21 protein-coding genes are annotated in these 18,294 nt (G+C 67.0%); 8 read left to right on the plus strand and 13 right to left on the minus strand.

All coding sequences use genetic code 11. The annotated features are described in order from the left end of the window. Nucleotides 1–71: 71 nt before the first annotated feature. The 3 genes from QFZ42_RS27630 (at nt 72) to QFZ42_RS27640 (ending at nt 3,312) form a co-directional block, all read left to right on the plus strand. Complete coding sequence (locus tag QFZ42_RS27630) at nt 72–776, plus strand: response regulator transcription factor (RefSeq protein WP_307704322.1); 705 nt, start codon at nt 72–74, stop codon at nt 774–776. Next, the gene (locus QFZ42_RS27635; RefSeq protein ID WP_307704019.1) at nt 773–2,167 is read left to right on the plus strand and encodes a HAMP domain-containing sensor histidine kinase; all 1,395 of its coding nucleotides are present in this window, start codon (nt 773–775) and stop codon (nt 2,165–2,167) included. Before QFZ42_RS27630 ends, QFZ42_RS27635 begins: the two co-directional genes overlap by 4 nt. Nucleotides 2,168–2,268: 101 nt before the next feature. Beyond that, nucleotides 2,269–3,312, plus strand: coding sequence for an NADP-dependent oxidoreductase (locus tag QFZ42_RS27640; RefSeq protein ID WP_307704020.1), 1,044 nt, complete (start codon nt 2,269–2,271; stop codon nt 3,310–3,312). A gap of 7 nt (nt 3,313–3,319) precedes the next feature. Here the strand turns inward: QFZ42_RS27640 and QFZ42_RS27645 are convergent, their stop codons facing one another. The 13 genes from QFZ42_RS27645 to QFZ42_RS27705 form a co-directional block, all read right to left on the minus strand. Beyond that, nucleotides 3,320–3,643, minus strand: coding sequence for a hypothetical protein (locus tag QFZ42_RS27645; RefSeq protein WP_307704021.1), 324 nt, complete (start codon nt 3,641–3,643; stop codon nt 3,320–3,322). Between the two features lie 74 nt (nt 3,644–3,717). Then, nucleotides 3,718–4,569: a DMT family transporter gene (locus tag QFZ42_RS27650; RefSeq protein WP_307704022.1), complete on the minus strand. Its 852-nt coding sequence runs from the start codon at nt 4,567–4,569 to the stop codon at nt 3,718–3,720. Nucleotides 4,570–4,644: 75 nt separating this feature from the next. Further along, on the minus strand, nt 4,645–5,361 hold the full coding sequence (locus QFZ42_RS27655; protein ID WP_307704023.1) for an AraC family transcriptional regulator: 717 nt from the start codon (nt 5,359–5,361) through the stop codon (nt 4,645–4,647). Nucleotides 5,362–5,398: 37 nt separating this feature from the next. Continuing rightward, the gene (locus QFZ42_RS27660; protein WP_307704024.1) at nt 5,399–6,532 is read right to left on the minus strand and encodes an SLC13 family permease; all 1,134 of its coding nucleotides are present in this window, start codon (nt 6,530–6,532) and stop codon (nt 5,399–5,401) included. Then, entirely contained in the window at nt 6,513–8,051 is a 1,539-nt protein-coding gene (locus QFZ42_RS27665; RefSeq protein WP_307704025.1) for a class I adenylate-forming enzyme family protein, read from the minus strand. The genes QFZ42_RS27660 and QFZ42_RS27665 overlap by 20 nt, the downstream gene beginning before the upstream one ends. Next, nucleotides 8,048–9,160, minus strand: a complete 1,113-nt coding sequence (locus tag QFZ42_RS27670; RefSeq protein ID WP_307704026.1) for a DegT/DnrJ/EryC1/StrS family aminotransferase — start codon at nt 9,158–9,160, stop codon at nt 8,048–8,050. Before QFZ42_RS27670 ends, QFZ42_RS27665 begins: the two co-directional genes overlap by 4 nt. A 38-nt stretch (nt 9,161–9,198) precedes the next feature. Then, nucleotides 9,199–10,155, minus strand: coding sequence for a Gfo/Idh/MocA family oxidoreductase (locus QFZ42_RS27675; protein ID WP_307704027.1), 957 nt, complete (start codon nt 10,153–10,155; stop codon nt 9,199–9,201). Nucleotides 10,156–10,212: 57 nt separating this feature from the next. After that, nucleotides 10,213–10,989: a hypothetical protein gene (locus QFZ42_RS27680; protein WP_307704028.1), complete on the minus strand. Its 777-nt coding sequence runs from the start codon at nt 10,987–10,989 to the stop codon at nt 10,213–10,215. Continuing rightward, entirely contained in the window at nt 10,986–12,410 is a 1,425-nt protein-coding gene (locus tag QFZ42_RS27685; protein ID WP_307704029.1) for a glycosyltransferase family 4 protein, read from the minus strand. Before QFZ42_RS27685 ends, QFZ42_RS27680 begins: the two co-directional genes overlap by 4 nt. A 35-nt stretch (nt 12,411–12,445) precedes the next feature. Next, nucleotides 12,446–13,465 carry a lipoyl synthase gene (gene lipA / locus QFZ42_RS27690; RefSeq protein ID WP_307704030.1) on the minus strand — a complete coding sequence of 340 codons (1,020 nt, stop codon included), beginning with the start codon at nt 13,463–13,465 and terminating at the stop codon, nt 12,446–12,448. 7 nt (nt 13,466–13,472) lie between these two features. After that, entirely contained in the window at nt 13,473–14,174 is a 702-nt protein-coding gene (gene lipB / locus QFZ42_RS27695) for a lipoyl(octanoyl) transferase LipB (RefSeq protein ID WP_307704031.1), read from the minus strand. Between the two features lie 11 nt (nt 14,175–14,185). Beyond that, nucleotides 14,186–14,494 (minus strand): YbeD family protein, encoded by a 309-nt coding sequence (locus tag QFZ42_RS27700; protein ID WP_307704032.1) that lies wholly within the window; start codon nt 14,492–14,494, stop codon nt 14,186–14,188. Then, entirely contained in the window at nt 14,491–15,405 is a 915-nt protein-coding gene (locus QFZ42_RS27705) for a D-amino acid aminotransferase (RefSeq protein WP_307704033.1), read from the minus strand. The genes QFZ42_RS27700 and QFZ42_RS27705 overlap by 4 nt, the downstream gene beginning before the upstream one ends. Before the next feature lie 66 nt (nt 15,406–15,471). Here QFZ42_RS27705 and QFZ42_RS27710 point away from each other — a divergent pair, with 66 nt between their 5' ends. The 5 genes from QFZ42_RS27710 to QFZ42_RS27730 are packed head-to-tail and all read left to right on the plus strand — an operon-like array spanning nt 15,472 to nt 18,289. Next, on the plus strand, nt 15,472–16,035 hold the full coding sequence (locus QFZ42_RS27710) for an ATP synthase subunit I (protein WP_307704034.1): 564 nt from the start codon (nt 15,472–15,474) through the stop codon (nt 16,033–16,035). A gap of 25 nt (nt 16,036–16,060) precedes the next feature. Further along, on the plus strand, nt 16,061–16,939 hold the full coding sequence (gene atpB / locus QFZ42_RS27715) for a F0F1 ATP synthase subunit A (RefSeq protein ID WP_307704035.1): 879 nt from the start codon (nt 16,061–16,063) through the stop codon (nt 16,937–16,939). A 49-nt stretch (nt 16,940–16,988) separates the two neighbouring features. Continuing rightward, on the plus strand, nt 16,989–17,246 hold the full coding sequence (gene atpE / locus QFZ42_RS27720) for a F0F1 ATP synthase subunit C (RefSeq protein ID WP_124958928.1): 258 nt from the start codon (nt 16,989–16,991) through the stop codon (nt 17,244–17,246). A 34-nt stretch (nt 17,247–17,280) separates the two neighbouring features. Beyond that, complete coding sequence (locus QFZ42_RS27725) at nt 17,281–17,751, plus strand: F0F1 ATP synthase subunit B (RefSeq protein WP_307704036.1); 471 nt, start codon at nt 17,281–17,283, stop codon at nt 17,749–17,751. A gap of 7 nt (nt 17,752–17,758) precedes the next feature. After that, nucleotides 17,759–18,289, plus strand: a complete 531-nt coding sequence (locus tag QFZ42_RS27730; protein WP_307704037.1) for a F0F1 ATP synthase subunit delta — start codon at nt 17,759–17,761, stop codon at nt 18,287–18,289. Nucleotides 18,290–18,294 lie beyond the last annotated feature (5 nt).

Genomic DNA, 18,294 nt, shown 5'->3' on the forward strand with positions numbered 1-18,294 from the left:
ATGACAGCGGCGGTGCGATGCCCGCGGGCCTGATCGTCAGCCAATTGTTCGCCAGGAGGCACAATCCCGCCATGCCGCGCATCCTGCTGATCGACGACGACGAACACCTCGCCGCGCCGCTGACCACCTACTTCGCACGCTTCGGCTGCACGCTCGAAAGCGCCGTGCGGCCGAGCGAGGGGCTCACCAAGCTGCGTGCCGGCCACTACGACGCGGCGATCCTCGACGTGATGCTGCCCGAGATGGATGGCTTTGCGCTGTGCCGCGAGATCCGCAAGGAGAGCGACATTCCCATCGTGATGCTCACCGCGCGCGGCGAGGTGATGGACCGCGTGGTCGGCCTCGAGCTCGGGGCCGACGACTACGTGCCCAAGCCCTTCGAGCCGCGAGAGTTAGTCGCACGCGTGCAGACCATCCTGCGGCGCCAGCGCAGCACGCCGGCTCCGGCAAACGGCAATGGCAACGGCACGCAGCACCGCGTGTTCGACGGCCTGTCGATCGATCTCGACCGGCGCCAGGTGCTGCGCCATGGCGAGCGCATCGAGCTCACCGGCACCGAGTTCGAACTGCTCGCGTTGCTGGCGGCCGAGCCCGGCAAAGTCTTCAGCCGCGACGACATCCTGAATCGCCTGCGCGGCCACGAAGCCGAGCTTTACACCCGGGCGGTCGACATCGTGGTGAGCCGCTTGCGCAAGAAGCTCGAGCCGCTGGACTGCATCAAGACGCTGCGAAACGCCGGCTATGCGCTGGCCGTCGCGCGCAGCGAGCCCGCATGAGATCTCGTCGCGGAGGCTGGCGCAAGGCATGGCGCGAGATGGCCTGCCGCCGCGAGGAGTTGCACAGGCAATGGCACGAGCAATGGCACGAGAAGGTTCAGGGCAAGCGCCGCTGGCGCCGCTCGCTGCGCATTCGGCTCGTGATGATGTTCGTGTTGCTGGCGTTGGTCATGGCCGTGGTGTTCATGGGGGGCATGAAGAGATCCTTCTCCACCGGATGGGCCGAAGCCGCCAAGCCAATGCTGGTGGACTATGCCGACCGGCTCGTCGCCGAGATCGGCACACCGCCCGATATTGCACGCGCGCAGGCGCTGGTGGCCCGGCTGCCCATCACCATCCGCATCGTGGGCCCCACGGTCAACTGGGATTCCAACCCCGGCGGCGGCAACGGCCGCGGTGGCTGGATGCACGACCGCGACGAAGAGCCGTGGAACGACAAATGGTTCATCCGCCCCACGGCCGACGGCCACCGCGTGATCTTCGGCTGGGCGCCCAAGCTCTGGAAGCTCGCGCCGCGCGCCGTGGCCTGGGCCACGCTCGGCGCGCTGCTGCTGCTCGTGGTGCTGGGCTATGCCTATGTGAGCCGGCTGCTGCGGCCGCTGATCGACATCCGCGAGGGCGCGCAGCGCTTTGGCCGCGGCGAGTTCACGCAGCCCATTCCCGTGCGCCGCAACGACGACCTTGGCGACCTCGCGGAGCGCATCAACACCATGGCCGACGACATCCAGGCCATGCTCGACGCCAAGCGCGGCCTGCTGCTTGCTCTGAGCCATGAACTGCGATCGCCGCTCACGCGCGCCCGGCTCAATGCCGAGCTGCTGCCCGCCACGCCCGAGGGCGCTGCCGAGCGCGAGGCGCTGCTGCGTGATCTGAACGAGATGCGCGACCTGATCAGCGACCTGCTCGAAAGCGAGCGCCTTGCAAGCCCGCACGTGGCGCTGCAGCGCGAGCCGGTCGATTTGGCCGTGCTGGTGCGCGAAATCGTGGCCGAGATGGCGGGCACGCAGAACGTGCATCTCGACTTGGCGGAAGGCCTGCCGCCGCATGCCGTCGATCGCATGCGCATTCGCCTGCTGGTGCGCAACCTGCTGGACAACGCCTTGCGCTACAGCACCGGCGCGCCCCGGCCGCCGAGCGTGTCGCTGCGGGCCGCAGTGGACGGCAAGACACAGGGCGTCGAACTCGAGGTGCGGGACTATGGGCCCGGTGTCGACGAAGCCCAGGTCGATCGGCTGACCGAGCCCTTCTATCGCACCGACGGTGCGCGGGCGCGTGCCACGGGCGGCGTTGGGCTCGGCATGTACCTGTGCCGGCTGATTGCCGAGGCGCATGGCGGCACATTGACGGTGCGCAACGCGCAACCAGGCCTGCAGATCGTCGTCCGGGTCTAGGCTCGCCGCGGCGTTTTCGCTGTCGCCTGCGCTACCAGCAGGGGCGCCGTGCGAGGCTACGATGCGCCTCCGTGCCAGCGCCCGCCATACAAGGAGACACCATGAGCAGCCCCCTCGCCAACCACCAGGTCCGCCTCGCCCAACGCCCCGAGGGCACGGCCACCCGCGAGAACTGGAAGTTCACCACCGAACCCGTCGGCGAGCCGGCCGAGGGCGGTGTGCTGGTCAAGACGCTGTCGCTGTCGCTCGACCCCGCGATGCGCGGCTGGCTCAACGATGCCAAGAGCTACATCGCGCCCGTGGCCATCGACGAAGTGATGCGCGCTGGCGGCGTCGGCCGCGTCATCGCCTCGAAGAACCCGCAGTTCGCCGTGGGCGATACCGTCTACGGCACGCTGGGCGTGCAGGAATACATCCTGATCCCCGAAGCCCAGATCAAGCGCAACGGGCTGGTCAAGATCGACCTGCGCGTGGGCTCCATCAACCAGTGGCTCAACGTGCTCGGTATGCCGGGCATGACCGGCTACTTCGGCCTGATGGACGTGGGCCAGCCCCAGCCCGGCGAAACGGTGGTCGTCTCCGGCGCGGCCGGCGCCGTGGGGCAGACGGTGGGCCAATTGGCGAAGATCAAAGGCTGCCGCGTCGTCGGCATCGCGGGCGGCGCCGCCAAGTGCGACTGGGTGGTGAAGGAGCTGGGATTCGACGCCTGCATCGACTACAAGGCTGGCGCCGGCGCGGTGCGGGAAGGCCTCAAGGCGCATTGCCCGAAGGGCGTGGACATCTACTTCGACAACGTCGGCGGCGAGATCCTCGACGCGGTGCTGGCGCGGCTCGCGCGCAAGGCGCGGGTCATCATCTGCGGCGCCATCAGCCAGTACAACAACGCCAACAGCATGCCGGGCGCGGGTCCCAGGAACTACCTGAGCCTGCTGGTGAACCGGGCCCGCATGGAAGGCATCGTGGTGTTCGACTACGCCGACCGGTACCACATCGCCATCGCCGAGATGGCCGGCTACCTGAAGGACGGGCGCATGAAGAGCAAGGAAGACGTCGTGAAGGGTCTCGACACTTTTCCCGAATCGCTCAACAAGCTCTTTGCCGGGGAGAACTTCGGCAAGCTGATCCTGCAGGTGGCCGAAGACTGACGCCGGCTCAGGGCTCGCTCGGGCGCATCGGGATGTCGCCCATCGCCTCGTCTTCGCGCAGGCCGCGGGCGGCCTTCAGGGTTTCGATCGAGAGGCCGTCGCCGTGGCCCGCGAAGCCCTTGGCGACGCTCTCCAGCACCGTCGACAGATCCGTTTCGCCGTCGGCACCGGCGTCCATGCTGATGTTGAGCACCCGCGCGGCCATCTGGCGGTAGGTGATGGCGCCGGCGCCTTCGAGCGCGGCCACCAGGTCGAGGTACAGCGCCAGGTTCAGGTCGAACACCAGCTTGGGGGTGATCTCGAAATCCTCATTCTTGTTCTTGTTGTCCATGGGTCGGCTCCTTTTATTCCGGAGCTTCCACTCTAGCCAGAAAACGGGCGCCGATCCGTCGGACGCGAACGTATTCAGCGCGCGCGTGTGCCCATGACGGCGGCCGAGATGATCAGCCCCGCGGCGAGCGCGATGCTCCAGGTGAGCGGCCGGCCGGTCACGGCCAGCAGCAGCGCGGTGGAACCCAGCGGCGTGAGGTAGCTCAGGATGCCGATCTGCCGCGCATCCCCGCGCTTGAGCGCCATGTCCCAGACGAAGAATGCCGCGCCGAGCGGGCCCAGGCCGCACAGCGCGACCAGCAGCCAGTCTTTGGCGGAGAGCACCGCCGAGGGCTCGAGCAGCGCATGGCAAGCCAGCGACAGCACGCCCGAGACCAGGCCGAACAAGCCGATGGCCGAGGTCGGAAACGCCGCCACGCGCTTCGTCCAGAGCGAGTAGCTGGCCCAGATGAACGCCGAGCCGAGCGCCGGCAGAAAGCCCCAGTACTCGGCCGAGGCACCGGGCGTGGCAGCGGAGCCGTCGCGCGCGCCGAGAATCGCGATCGCGGCCCCCGCGAAGCCCAGCAAGGCCGCGACCACATGCAGCGGCCGCAGCGACATGCCCGGCAGCAGCGCCGGCGCCAGCACCACCATGAAGAGCGGCCACAGGTAGTTGACCAGGTTGGCCTCGACCGGGGGGGCATGCCGCAGCGCGATGAACAGCAGGAAGTGAAAACCGAACAGGCCATAGATGCCCAGCCCCAGCGTGCGCGGCGGTACTTTCCAGGCGCTGCGGTCGCGCAGCACGAGCGGCCAGCTCGGGATGCTGCCGATGATCAGCGCGAGGCCGGTCAGCAGGAAGGGCGGCAGGTGCGAGAGCGCGGTGCCCAGCGAGGCGAGCGTGGCCCACAGGGCGATGGCGGCAAGGGCAAGAAGCGTGGGCGACATCGCTTCGAGCTTAAGCGGCGCGGTCGTCGCGCAACACCGGCGCATCGTCGCGCGGCGACGGTCCTTGCGGCAAGCTCAACGGCCCAGCCTGCGCAATGCCGCAGTGAGCGCCGAGGGCGAACGGTAGCCCGTGCGGCGCGCCGTTTCCGCCACGCCCACGCCGGCCAGGCGCAGTTCGCGCGCATGCGCGAGCCGCATCGTGCGCAGCCACTGCATCGCGCTCACGCCCTGCTCGTCGCGGCAGCGCTCTGCGAACTGGCCGGGGCTCAAGCACGCCACGCTGGCGAGATCGGCAACGCTCAGCGCTTCGTGCCAGCGCGAACCCGCCCAGGCGGCGAGTGCGGTCCAGTCGATGACGCGGCGGCTTCTCGCGTTGGCCGGTGCGGCCGCGCCCCACGTTTCGAGCAACAGGGCGGGGCCGTGTTGCAGTGCCATGACGGAGGCTTGCGGATGCTGCGTGCAGGTCGCCAGGTACTGCGCCAGTGCCTGCAGCCGCAAAGCATCTGCGGGCGGGCGCTCGGCGCAACGCGCCCAGGTGGCTTGGCGGGTATCGAGCACGAGGCATAGGCTGCCGCTGCGCGATTCGAAGTCGTGCCGGTCGCCGGGTGCCACCACCCGGGCATCGCCGGCGCCGACACGCGCGCCGCGGCCTTCCACTTCGAGTTCGAGCACGCCGGCCAGGCCGATCAGCACCTGGAAGTGGTCGTGCGCATGGCTGCCGCGCGAGGCGCCGTAGTCGCGCAGCGAAAGCCCGAGCGGCTGATCGTGGGGAGGCGTTGCTGGCGTTCGCATGGGCAGGAGCGAATTGTCCTCTCGCGTTCCGCGGCTGTCACGCGAGCCGCAGCAGCAGCGCGGAGAGCGCGCACACCAGCAGGAACGGAATGCTGATGCGGTGGAATTCGCGCAGCCCGTTCGGCAGCCTGGCGAGCCGCAACGCGATCAGGTTGGCCAGCGAGCCCAGCACGCAGCCGAAGCCGCCGACGCTCACGCCGGCCGCGAGCGCGGGCAGGTCGCGCATATGGCCGTCGAGCAGGATCGCGGCCGGCACGTTGCTGATGAATTGCGAGGCCACGATGGCGGCGAGGTAGGCGCGCCATCCCTCGGTGATCGGCCAATGGTTCAGCAGCGATACGACGGCAGGCAGCTCGGCCAGTTGCCGCAGGTCCACGAACATCAGCGCGATGATCGCAAGCAAGGCCCAGTCGATGCCTCGCAGCACGCGCGGATACGTCACCAGGAATACGCCGAACACCACGCCCAGGCCCGCGAGCAGCCAATGCCGGTCGAGCGCGATGACGAAGCCGACGAACAGCACACCCGCCAAGGCCAGCAGCCGGGGCTGCACTGGAGTGGCCTCGGCCTCGGGCTTCAGAGCGATGGGCGTGCGCGGCACCAGCAGCCAGGCCGCCGTGAAGAGCCAGAACAGCATCACCGCGACGGTCGGCCCCATCATTGCCATGAAGGCGAAGAAACTTTCGCCCGAGCGGTGCCACAGATAGAGGTTCTGCGGATTGCCGATGGGCGTGAGCGCGGAGCCCGCATTCACGGCCAGCGCCTCGAGCACCACGAGCCGCGCAAGCGGCAGATGCGCCTGGTTGGCGAGCACGCGCGTGAGCGGCACCAGCAGGAACAGACTCACGTCGTTGGTCACGAGGGCCGAGAGAAAGGCCGCGCTCGCGGTCAGCAGCAGCGCGAGGCTGCGCTGGTTGTGCGTGCGCGCGAGCAGGCGCTGCGCGGCGGCCTGCAGCATGCCGCTTTTTTCCACGCCTTGCGTGATGGCGAGCAGGCCCGCCAACGCGCCCACGGTCTGCCAGTCGACCAGCTTGAGCCAATCCATCGGCGCGCGCGGGCGCACAAAGGCAAACAGCACCGCAACGGCGGCCAGCAGCCACAGCAGGCCGTTGCCGCCGCCGCCATGTTCGGCCGGCGCCGCCGCTTTGTTTTCAGCGGCCGACAAGCTCACGCAACTCGCGCTTGAGTACTTTGCCGATCGCGCTGCGCGGCAGTTCGTCGATGAAGTGGAGGTGTGCCAGGCGCTGCGTCTTGCCGAGCTGGGCGTTGACCCATTGCAGCAGAGCGTCTTCGGTGGTGCCGTCGCCCTCGCGGCGCACCACGAAGGCCACGGGCGTTTCGCCCCATTGCTCCGAAGGCACGCCGACCACCGCCGTGTCGGCCACCGCGGCATGGCCGCGCAGCACCGCTTCCAGATCGCTCGGGTAGATATTGAAGCCGCCGCTGATGATCATGTCCTTCTTGCGGTCGAACAGCGTCAGAAAGCCGTCGGCATCGAAGCGCCCCACGTCGCCGGTGCGGATGAAGCGCTTGCCCGTCGCGTCGAACCATTCCGCCTCGCGCGTCTTGGCGGGCTGGCGGTGGTAGCCGGTCATCATGCCGGCCGAATGCCCCACGACCTCGCCGGCCTGTTCGATGTTGGCGCGAGGGATCTCCCGGGCTTCTTCGTCGATCAGCCGGATGTCGCTGCCCTCGGCCGGGCAGCCCACCGTATGCAGCTTGCCGGGGTGCAGGTGGGCTTCGAGAATGCAGGTGCCGCCGCCTTCGGTCATGCCGTAGAACTCGATCAGCCCGCCCGGCCAGCGCTCGAGCACATCGGCCTTGAGCGCGGCGTTGAAGGGTGCGCTGGTACTGAACTTGAAGCGGAAGGATGAGAGGTCGTGCGCGTCGAAGCGCGGGTGCGCCATCAGGCGCTGGTATTGCACCGGCACCAGCATGGTGTGCGTCACGCGGTGCTGCTCGGCCAGCTGCAGGTAGCCGAGCGCGTCGAACTTCGGCATCAGCACCACGCAGCCGCCGAAGGCGAGGGTGGGGAAGAACACCACCAGCGTGGTGTTCGAATACAGCGGTGTCGACAGCAGCGTGACGGTGCCGGGGCCGTACCCGTACTTGGCGCCGCGCTGCACATGGGCCCAGCGCATGCCGTGGCCCTGCACGATGCCCTTGGGCTCGCCGGTAGTACCCGAGGAATAGATGATGTTGAAGGGCGATGAAGGCTGCACCTCGACCGCTTCGGGCTGCGCGCCGACGGGTGCCAGCCATTCGTCGAGGCTGCGGCCCGCCTTGGAGCCGTCCAATGCAATGCGCGGGATGGATCCTTCTACCGGCGCTCCGATGACCTCGGCCGCGCCGGTATCGACGAAGAGAACGCGCGCCTCGGCATCGTCGATCATCCGCGCGAGGCTGGCCGGCGTGGACCCGGGCGCCAGCGGCGCGACCGCGATACCCGCGCGCAATGCACCGAGGAAGACTGCCGCATAGTTCACCGAAGACGCCGCGCAGACCGCGATGGCGTCGCCGGGCTTGAGGCCGCCCTGCTGAAGGCTGGCGGCGATGCGGTCCATCAGCGCATCGAGTGCGCCGTAGTCCAGGACTCGCTCGTTGTCGATCAGCGCAATGCGCCGGGGCGCCTGTGCTGCGTGCTCGCGAACCCGCTGGGCGATAGTGCCGAACTCCTGCATCGTGTTCATGTCTGGCTGTGCCTGTTGACGTCGCCGACGGCTTGCCGTACGGCGTGAATGATGTATTCGATTTCCTCGTCGCCGAGCATCGGGTAAAGCGGCAGGGCCAGCGAACAGCGGGCCAGCCGCTCGCTGCTCGGCAGCGAGCCCGTGCCTTGCCAGTGGCGCAGCGCCTCGTGCAGATGCAACGGTTGTTCATAGTAAACGCGCGTGTCGATTCCCTTTGTCGCCAGTTGGACCGCCAGTGCATTCCGCTCGCGCGGGCCGCGCAGGACGACGACGAAATAGTTCCAGGCGTGGCCGGCCGCGTTGCGCGGCAACTGCATCGGGCAATCCGCCCACGCCTCCAGATAGCGCGCAGCGATGGCGCGACGCCGGGCGATGGCGGCAGGAAAATCGTCCAACGCCACCTGAAGGAGGCACGCCTGCAATTCGTCCATGCGGCTGTTCTGGCCCAGACAAATGTGCAAGCCGTCCTGGTACCCGTGGTTGCGCAGCAGTCGCGCCTTCTCGGCGTGGCGCGGATTCCTGAAGGCCAAGGCTCCCGCGTCCCCGGCGGCGCCCAGCGTCTTGGTTGGGTAGAAGCTCATCGCCGCTACGTCGCCCCAGCTGCCGGCGGGCCGCGTGTGTCCGTCCGCGCCGCAAGCACCGGCACCCAGGCACTGGGCCACGTCTTCGACAAGGTGCAACTGCTCGTCGCGGCAATAGGCGGCCAGTTCGGGCAAACCGGTGGGATCGCCGAAGAGTCCGACCGCGAGAATGGCGCGGGTGCGCGGCGTTCTCGCATTCCGGAAGTGCGCGAGCGGCGCGAGAAAGTCGTCGTCGGCACTGTCGACGAACACCGGCCGCGCACCGGCAGCGATCACCGCCTCGGCGCAGGCGGCGAAGGTATAGGAGGGAAGCAGCACTTCGTCTTCCGGGTGCCCTCCGGCCGCACCGCCGACACCCAGGCTCTTGAAGGCCAGCAGCAGCGCGTCGGAGCCTGATTTCACGGCCACCGTCTCGCGCTGTTGCAGCTGGTCCGACAGCCGGGCTTCCAACGCGCGAACCTGCGGACCGAGTACGTAGACGCCGCTGCGCAACACCGTGGCACACGCCTGGATCTGGCGTTCGGCCATGGACTCGGCACATCCGGCCGAACGGAACAACGGGATCTTCACGCGTGCTGTACCTGGGACGCGCGGGTTACCGCGGCGAGGCCGTCGGCGCCGGAGGCAATGCGCCTGCCGTTGCCCTGCACGGCGCGGCGAAAGTCCTGGTACTGGCGTGCCAGCGCGTCGTCGCTGTCCGGCGTCGTCCTGCGGGGATCGCGCAAGTCCAGCACGTGTTGGCGCCCGCCATTGCACACCTGCAGCCGCGCGGAGGACGCCATGCTGTCATAGCCGCTCTCGAGTTCCGCGGCAAGGCCGCCCAGGCGCACCCGGACACGGGCACTGCGCACGTCGATCTGCCGGCTGACCACCTGCAACGGCGCGTCCGCCGGAATGGCGCAGAGCCAGGCGAGCAGATCGAGATCGTGCACCATCAGATCCAGCACGCTGTCCAGCGCATTCGCTTCGCGGCAGGAGAAGCGGCGGAATCGCAGAAACGGATGGGCGCTGCCCCGATGCCGCAGGGCTGCGCGGCGTATCCATGCCAGCGTGGCCGCATCGAACGCCGGATTGAAGCGCTCGATGTGGCCCGTGCTCAGGACGACGCCGCATTGCTGCGCCGTTCGGATCATCAGCATGCCGTCTCGACGGTCGGTACAGAGCGGCTTTTCGACCAGGACGTGGCAGCCGCGTCGCATGAGCGCCATCGCGACTTCGGCGTGCGTTCCGTCGCTGGTCGCGACCGTGGCCGACTCGATGCCTGGCGGCAGCGCGTCGATCCCGGACAACAGCGGCAGCGCGGCGAGATCGGCGACGGGCTTGGCTGACGGAGAACTGTCCACCATGCCGCACAGGCGGAAGCCCGGCAGGCTGCCGAGCTTGCGCGCGTGGGTGCTGCCGAAACGACCCAGGCCCACGAGGGCATGAGCCAGATCGGCGGCGGCGAGAACGGACTCTGGCTCGGCGTCATCGCCGCAAGGGGCTGCCGGAAGCTTGTCGATTGCGGACGTTGTGAAGCTCATCGACGGCGTGCCGGGTGCCGCGAGCGTGCAAACGCCAAATCGGCACGCATCGATGCTTCAGCGATGCTGGCCGCGAAGCCGGTCGGCCACGGCTTGCAGGTGGGCACCGCGAATGACGTGCTTGTAGACGCCGGCCGCGACGCGCTCTTCGCCGGCGATCTCGAAGAAGGGCTTGGCCACGGGGGCTTCGGCCTGCTCGTAGCGCGTAGGCCCGGCGGCGAACAGGCATTCCCTGCCATAGGCTTGCGCGCCGAATTCCGCGATGAACCCATCGAGTTCCCGCTGCAGTTGTCCGCCGAAGCGCTGGGCGTAGCCGTGCATGTCGGCCAGCTTGGCCTGCAGCTCCTGCGCATCGAGCTCGACCACGAGATGGTTCTCGACCGCGAGGCGCGCCGGCGGGCTGGGATGGCCGACGGTCGGGTAGCTGAAAGACAGAACCGGATGGCCGCGCGCCGTGGCGTGGGCGGCAATCTGATTGGCCAGAAGGCGGCACAGGTCGTGGGAGGGGTTGTAGTCCTCCGCTTCGTCGGCGACGATGCACTCGATGCCCTGCGACACCACGTGCGCCGTCAGTCGGTCGAGCCATTGCGCGAACATGTGCGCGTTGCCATCCAATAGGGCTTGGTAGATCTCGGCATCGGCTACGGGCTCCACCACGTGAGAAGCCCAGTTCGCGCCCGCCCGCGCAAGGTTGTCGATCGTGGGGGCCAGCCGCTGCGCGTCGTTCGATCCTGCGCCGTTGGTGAGCACCACCACATCGGGCCGTTCATTCCGAAGCCACTTCCACAGCAGCAGCTCGTGGCCCGGATGAGCGGCGATCAGCAGGTGCTTCATGTGCGATGGATTCTGGCCCGGAGGAAGGTCGATATTTGCCGCAGCGGCGCGGTGATGCGCCAGGAGCGGCTAGCATAAACCTCGCGCAACCGAGCGTCCATGCCGGCGGCATCGTCGAGCGCTTGCCGCTCGGCGTCCGCCAGGCGCGCGCCGAGTGCGGCATGCGCAGTCGATGCCGCCGCCAATGCGGCTTTGGCCGACTGAAACTGCGCGGCCTGCGCGGCTTCGGCCGCCTGCAATTGCGCGGCCAGTGCGGCGGCATGTTCCGACTGCCGCTGCACTTCGGCACGCCAGGTCCCGATCTGAGCCTGATGCGCGCGCTGCTGATCGTTGAAGGCCTGCTGCAGCCCCGCAATGTGCTGATGCAGTGAAGCCAGGCCAAGATGCGCCGTCGTGGCGCTTCCGCGCCGAATCCAGTCGTCCATGTAGTGCGCGATTTCGCGCGCACGCTGCTCGGCGGGCACCGCGACAATCGGGTGGGCATCCCTCATGCGCTTCGCGCAGTCCTCGAGCGCGCCCAGTGTCGTATCCAGGCCGCCGTTCGCGCGCATCCAGGCTGCGGCCTCGCGTGCATCCTCCGCATCGAACTTGTCGAGCTCGGCCACTACGTTCTGCCGCGTGATCGGCCGCGTCATGAGTGCCCGGCCGAAATTCCAGCGCCGCGCGTGCGCGACCGTGCCGGCCGTCACCATCTCGCCCATGCCCGAACTTGGATCGAGCACCACCACGGCGTTGCCGGTGACCAGCGCCTCCGTGGCGCAGCGCCCCTTGCCGAACACGATGTCGTAGCGGCCCAGCGCGGCGGCAGGATCGGGCAGGTGATTGCCGGTGCCGCTGCCGATCACGTCGAGCGTGAGGCCTCGCTCCGCGCACGCGGCGCGAACCTCTTCGAGTTGCGCATCGTGCGAGGCATAGTTGCTGAAGAGCAGCGCCGAGCGAGCCGCGGCCGGCAGGGGCGCGCGCGGCACGAAGCGTGAAAGATCGACCCCGTTCTGGATGAGTTCGATGCGCTCGCGTTCGATGCCGAACTCGTGCACCAACCGCTCGGCGCAGTTCTCGTCGACGGCGATATGGCGCACGACCTGCGAGAACTGCGCAGGGCGGCCATGCTCCGCACTGCGGTCGTGGCAGATCGTGAGAACGGGCACGTCATGAAAATGAAGCAGGGCACGCACCGTCTCGTGGTGGGTGTTGCCGATGATCACATCGGGCCGGGCGGCCATGTCGGCCACATCGGTGATGCACGCGATCGACGCATGGCGCAACTCGTCGGCCATGTCGCCGAAGGCCGTTGCAAAAATGGTCACGGCATGGCCGCGCCGCCGCAGCCACAGCGCGAGATCGCGGGTGAACATTTCGGCGCCCGTGCGGTGCACGAGGTAGCACATCGCGAGCAGGATGCGCAGCGGGGGCCCGGTCATGGGGGCGTCTGCCTCCGCTGCGGGCGCGGACGTGTTCAATCGTTGGCTGGCGTGCCCGCCAGAACGTGTCCGGCCTGCTGATCCGCGTGGTAGCTCGAACGCACCATCGCGCCCACCGCCGCATGGCTGAAGCCCATCTTGTAGGCTTCTTCCTCGAACATCTTGAAGGTGTCGGGGTGCACGTAGCGGCGCACCGGCAGGTGCGAACCCGACGGCGACAGGTACTGGCCGATGGTCAGCATGTCGATGCCGTGGGCGCGCATGTCGCGCATCACCTGAAGGATCTCTTCGTCGGTTTCGCCCAGGCCCACCATGATGCCGCTCTTGGTCGGCACGCTGGGGTGCAGCGCCTTGAACTTCTTGAGCAGGTTGAGGCTGAACTGGTAGTCGCTGCCCGGGCGCGCTTCTTTATAAAGGCGCGGCGCGGTCTCGAGGTTGTGGTTCATCACGTCCGGCGGCGCGGCCTTGAGAATTTCCAAGGCGCGGTCGTCGCGGCCGCGGAAGTCGGGCACGAGAATTTCGATCTGCGTCATCGGCGAGAGCTCGCGGATGTTCTTGATGCAATCGACGAAATGCTGGCTGCCGCCGTCGCGCAGGTCGTCGCGGTCGACGCTGGTGATCACCACGTACTTCAGGCGCAGCTTGGCGATGGTCTTGGCGAGGTTGAGCGGCTCGTCCTTATCGAGCGGATCGGGGCGGCCATGGCCCACGTCGCAGAACGGGCAGCGGCGCGTGCACTTGTCGCCCATGATCATGAAGGTGGCGGTGCCGTTGCCGAAGCATTCGCCGATGTTCGGGCACGAGGCTTCTTCGCAGACGGTGTGCAGGTTGCTTTCGCGCAGGATCTGCTTGATTTCGTAGAAGCGGGTGGTGGGGCTGCCGGCCTTCACGCGGATCCACTCGGGCTTCTTGAGCACCTCGCCGCTCTGCACCACCTTGACGGGAATGCGCGAGAGCTTGGCCGCGGCCTTCTGCTTGGCCAGCGGGTTGTAGTTTTCGGCGCTTTGTGCCTCCCTGACGACGGGTGCAGGGACGACTTCGGTGGTGGTGCTCATTGGATTGCTAGGGCGCCAGGTAGGTGGTGAGCTTTTGGCTCAGGACCCGGGCGGCGTCTTCCCATGTGGTTTGGACCCCGATTGTAGAAAGATCGACCGTTTGCAGCCCGGCATAGCCGCAAGGGTTGATCCGGGAGAAGGGTTCGAGGTCCATTTCCACGTTGAGCGCCACGCCGTGGTAGGTGGCGTGGCGGCTCACCTTGATGCCCAGCGCGGCGATCTTTCCGAGGCCTCGGAACGGGTCGCTGGCGGGCAGCGGGCCGGTCAGCGCCGCATGGGAGAACGGGTCGTCCAGCCGGACGTAGATGCCCGGCGCGCCCGCCACGCGATGGCCGGTGACGCCGAAGTGGGCCAGCGTGCGCAGCACCGATTCCTCGATGCGGTACACATATTCCTTCACGTAGTAGCCGGCACGGCGCAGGTCGACCAGCGGATAGCCCACCACCTGGCCCGGGCCGTGGAAGGTGACCTGGCCGCCGCGATCGGTCTGCACCACGGGAATGCCGCCGGGGTTCAGGACGTGGTCCTGCTTGCCGGCGATGCCTTGCGTGAACACGGGTGCGTGCTCGCACATCCATAGCGCATCGGGCGTTTCCGGCCCGCGCTCGAGCGTGAACTGCTTCATTGCCGCGAAGGTCTCGGCATAGTCGGCGCGGCCGAGCCACCGCGGCGCGATGGCGGTGATCGTCGGTTGCTCTGCGACCGTCATCGAAGCCTTGGTTAAAGGACGACCTTGACCGAGGGATGCGACGACAGCGCGCGATACAGATCGTCGAGTTGTTCGCGGCTGGTGGCGGTCACGGTGATCGTCACGCCCAGGTAGTTGCCGGCCTTGCTGTCGCGCAGCTCGACCGTGGTGGCGTCGAAGGCCGGGTCGAAGCGCTCGGCGATCTGCGTGATCGCGTGCACGAGGCCGTCGGTCTTGGCGCCCATGACCTTGATCGGAAACTGCGAGGGGTACTCGATCAGCGATTCCTTGCGCGGATCGGGAATCGGAGTGCTCGTGTCGGTGTCGGTGCTGCTGGTCATGCGGGGGTCACTCCTTGCGTCTGTGGCTTGTGTGGCGTCTGTGCGTTGCGCTGCTTGGCCTCTTGGTAAGCCGCGTACAAGGCTTGGTAGATGGGGCCGGGGCGGCCGTTCCCAATGGCGTGGCCGTCGAGCGTCACGACGGGCAGCACTTCCTTGCTGGCCGAAGAGAGCAGCAGTTCGTCCGCGCCGAACACCTCGCCCTTCGAAATGCGGCGCAGTGCAAATGGAATGCCGTGTTCGGCGCAGAGGCGTTCGAGCAGTCCGTAGCGGATGCCGGTCAGCACCAGGTTGTCCTTGGGCGGGCCGATGAGTTGGCCATCCTTCGCGATCCACACGTTGCTGGAGGAGGCCTCGCTGAGCCATTCGCCCCTGAACATGACGGTCTCGGCCGCACCGGCCTCGACGCTGATCTGGCGCGCCAGCACCGCGCCCAAAAGGCTGGTGCTCTTGATGTGCGCCTTCTCCCAGCGGAAGTCGGCCGCGGTCACGCAGGCCACGCCCTTGGCGCGCACGGCATCCGGCACCGGCGGCAGCGGATTCACCATCACGAAGACCGTCGGGCGCACGCCCTGGGTCATGGCATGATCGCGCGGCGCCACACCGCGGGTAATCTGAAAGTACACGGCTTGCGGGGCATCGCCGCCCGGTTCGGTCAGCCGCAACACGATGTCGCGCCACTGGGCGAGCGTGAGCGGGTTGGCAATCTGCAACTCGGCCAGGGAACGATCGAGCCGCGCCATGTGCTCTTCGAAGCAGAAGGGTTGGCCGCCGTAGACGGGGACGACTTCGTAGATGCCGTCGCCGAAAATGAAGCCTCGGTCGAGCACGCTGATCTTCGCGTCGCGGAGGGCGGTGTACTCGCCGTCGAGATAGCAGAGCGTGGTGGGGAGTGCGGCAGTGAGAGGGTGCATGCGGGAATTATGGTTGGGCGCGCCCGGTCGGGTTCCGGTCAGCCAGCGAAGCCTCGTTTTGCGAACGTGACAGTTCGGGTGGCCGGGCAGGCTGGGTTTCTACTTATAATCAATGGCTTTGTTAAATTCACGGCTGACAACGCGAGCGGCATTCCAATGACAACCAGCGCTCCTGTCTCCGAGATCGATGCTGAAGTCTCCGACTTCAAGCCACTGACGGCCGAAGAGGCTCAGCGGCTTCGCGAGAAAAATCCCGAAATGTCGCCCTGGTGGGTGATTGGGGCCCAGGTGGCCATGGGAGTTCTTGTGGCCGGAGCGGCATGGATGTGGACGCAGCGGCTTGGTGCCGCGGCGTCGGCGTTTTACGGAGCGATGGCGGTGGCGATCCCGGCGGCGTTGTTCGTGCGGGGTGTGCGGCGGGCACGGGGTGCCGTGTCGCAATCTGCTGTCATGCTGCGATTTTTTGTGTGGGAGTTGATCAAGATCGGACTGACCGTTGCCTTGCTGGCGGCGGCACCGTGGCTGATCGAGGGCATCAGTTGGCTGGCCTTGCTGGCCGGCGTGGTGGTCGCCATGAAGATGTACTGGGTGGCCCTGCTGGTGCGGCCCGGATTGTTGAACCGGATTTGACTGTTTAAAAAAGAGACGCTGAAAGATGGCCGCCGAAGGACACGCCCCGACCGCGAGTGAATACATCGTTCACCACCTCCAGCACTGGCAAGTTGACTGGAGCCTCAATCCCGTGGTCCAGAAGGCCATCGTCGATTTCAATGTCATCAACCTCGACTCCGTGCTCTATGCGCTGGTCGTGGGTGCCCTGGGCTGTTTCGTGCTGTGGCTGGCCGCGCGCAAGGCGACCCCCGGCGTGCCGGGCCGCTTCCAGGCGGCTGTCGAAATGCTGGTCGAAATGGTCGACAACCAGGCCAAGTCGAACATCCACAACGCCAAGAGCCGCAAGTTCATTGCGCCGCTGGCGCTCACCGTGTTCGTCTGGATCTTCCTCTTGAACGCCATGGACATGCTGCCGGTCGACCTGCTGCCGTCGATCTGGGCCAAGGTCTTCGAGACCGCCGGACACGATCCGCACCACGCCTACATGCGCGTCGTCCCCACGGCGGACCTGTCCACCACGCTCGGCCTGTCGACCTCGGTGCTGCTGCTGTGCCTGTTCTACAGCATCAAGATCAAGGGTCTCGGCGGCTGGGGCCACGAACTCATCACGGCGCCGTTCGGCGCGCACCCGGTGCTCTGGCCGATCAACCTGCTGATGCAGGTCATCGAATACCTGGCCAAGACCGTCTCGCACGGCATGCGGTTGTTCGGCAACATGTATGCGGGCGAACTCGTTTTCATGCTGATCGCGCTCATGGGCGGCGCGATGGCGGCCTCGTTCTCGGGAGTGCTGCTGCCCATCGGGCACATCATTGCCGGTACCGTCTGGGCGATCTTCCACATCCTGGTGATCACGCTTCAGGCATTCATTTTCATGATGCTGACCCTGATCTATCTCGGCCAGGCTCATGAAGCGCATTGAGTTTTCTTTTTTCTTTTCGTTTGCTTTCAATCTGTATTAAGGAGTCATCATGGAAAACGTTCTCGGTCTCGTCGCTCTGGCTTGTGGTTTGATCGTCGGTCTCGGCGCGATCGGTGCTTCCATCGGTATCGCACTGATGGGTGGCAAGTTCCTCGAGTCGTCGGCCCGTCAGCCTGAACTCATGAACGAACTGCAAACCAAGATGTTCATCTTGGCCGGTCTGATCGACGCTGCGTTCCTGATCGGCGTGGCAATTGCCCTGCTGTTCGCCTTCGCCAACCCGTTCATCGCCGCTCTGCCGAAGTAATTTCCGTTCAACGCCACTCCAGAAAGGTGTTGCCGTGAGTATCAACGCGACCCTGTTTGTTCAGGCCATCGTCTTCCTGCTGCTCGTGCTGTTCACGATGAAATTCGTGTGGCCGCCGATCGCGAAGGCATTGGACGAACGAGCACAAAAGATCGCTGCGGGCCTGGCGGCCGCCGAGAAGGCCAAGGCCGAACTGGCTTCCGCCAACCAGCGCGTCGAGCAGGAACTGGTGGCGTCTCGCAACGAGACCACCAGCCGCCTGGCCGATGCCGAGCGCCGTGCCCAGCAGATCATCGAAGAGGCCAAGAGCCGCGCCACCGAGGAGGCCAACAAGATCGTGGCCGCCGCGCGCGACGAGGCCGACCAGCAGTCCGTGCGTGCGCGTGAAGCGCTGCGCGAGCAGGTGGCCGCACTGGCCGTCAAGGGTGCCGAGCAGATTCTCCGCAAGGAAGTCAATGCCGGCGTTCATGCCGACTTGCTCAGCCGCCTGAAGACCGAGCTCTGAGGACGACATGGCCGAACTCGCGACCATTGCCCGTCCCTACGCCGAAGCGCTGTTCAAGGCATGCCCGGGCGACCTCGAGGGCACGGCCGGCTGGCTCGACCAGCTGGCGTCCCTCGCCGGCAACCCGCAGCTCCTGGAGTTTGCGGCCAACCCGAAGGTGCAGCCCGAGCAGGTGTTCGAGCTCATCACCGGGCTTTCGAAGCAGCCCTTGCCCGATGCGGGCAAGAACTTTCTGCGCGCCGTGATCGACAACGGCCGGCTGGCGGCATTGCCCGAAGTGGCAATCCAGTTCCGTGCCTTGTGCAATGCGCGCAGCGGGTCTGCCGATGCCGTGATCTACAGCGCTTTTCCGATCGACGACGCGGCGCTGCAGGAAGTTGGCGCGGCGCTGGAGCGGCGCTTTGCGCGCAAGCTCACGACGCGGGTCGAACTCGACCCCTCGCTGATCGGCGGCATCCGCGCCGTGGTCGGCGACGAAGTGCTCGACACCTCGGTCAAGGCGCGCCTCGAACAAATGAAAGCGGCGCTGACCGCCTGACGGCG

The organism is Variovorax paradoxus, from assembly GCF_030815855.1.
GTDB lineage: Bacteria > Pseudomonadota > Gammaproteobacteria > Burkholderiales > Burkholderiaceae_C > Variovorax > Variovorax paradoxus_M.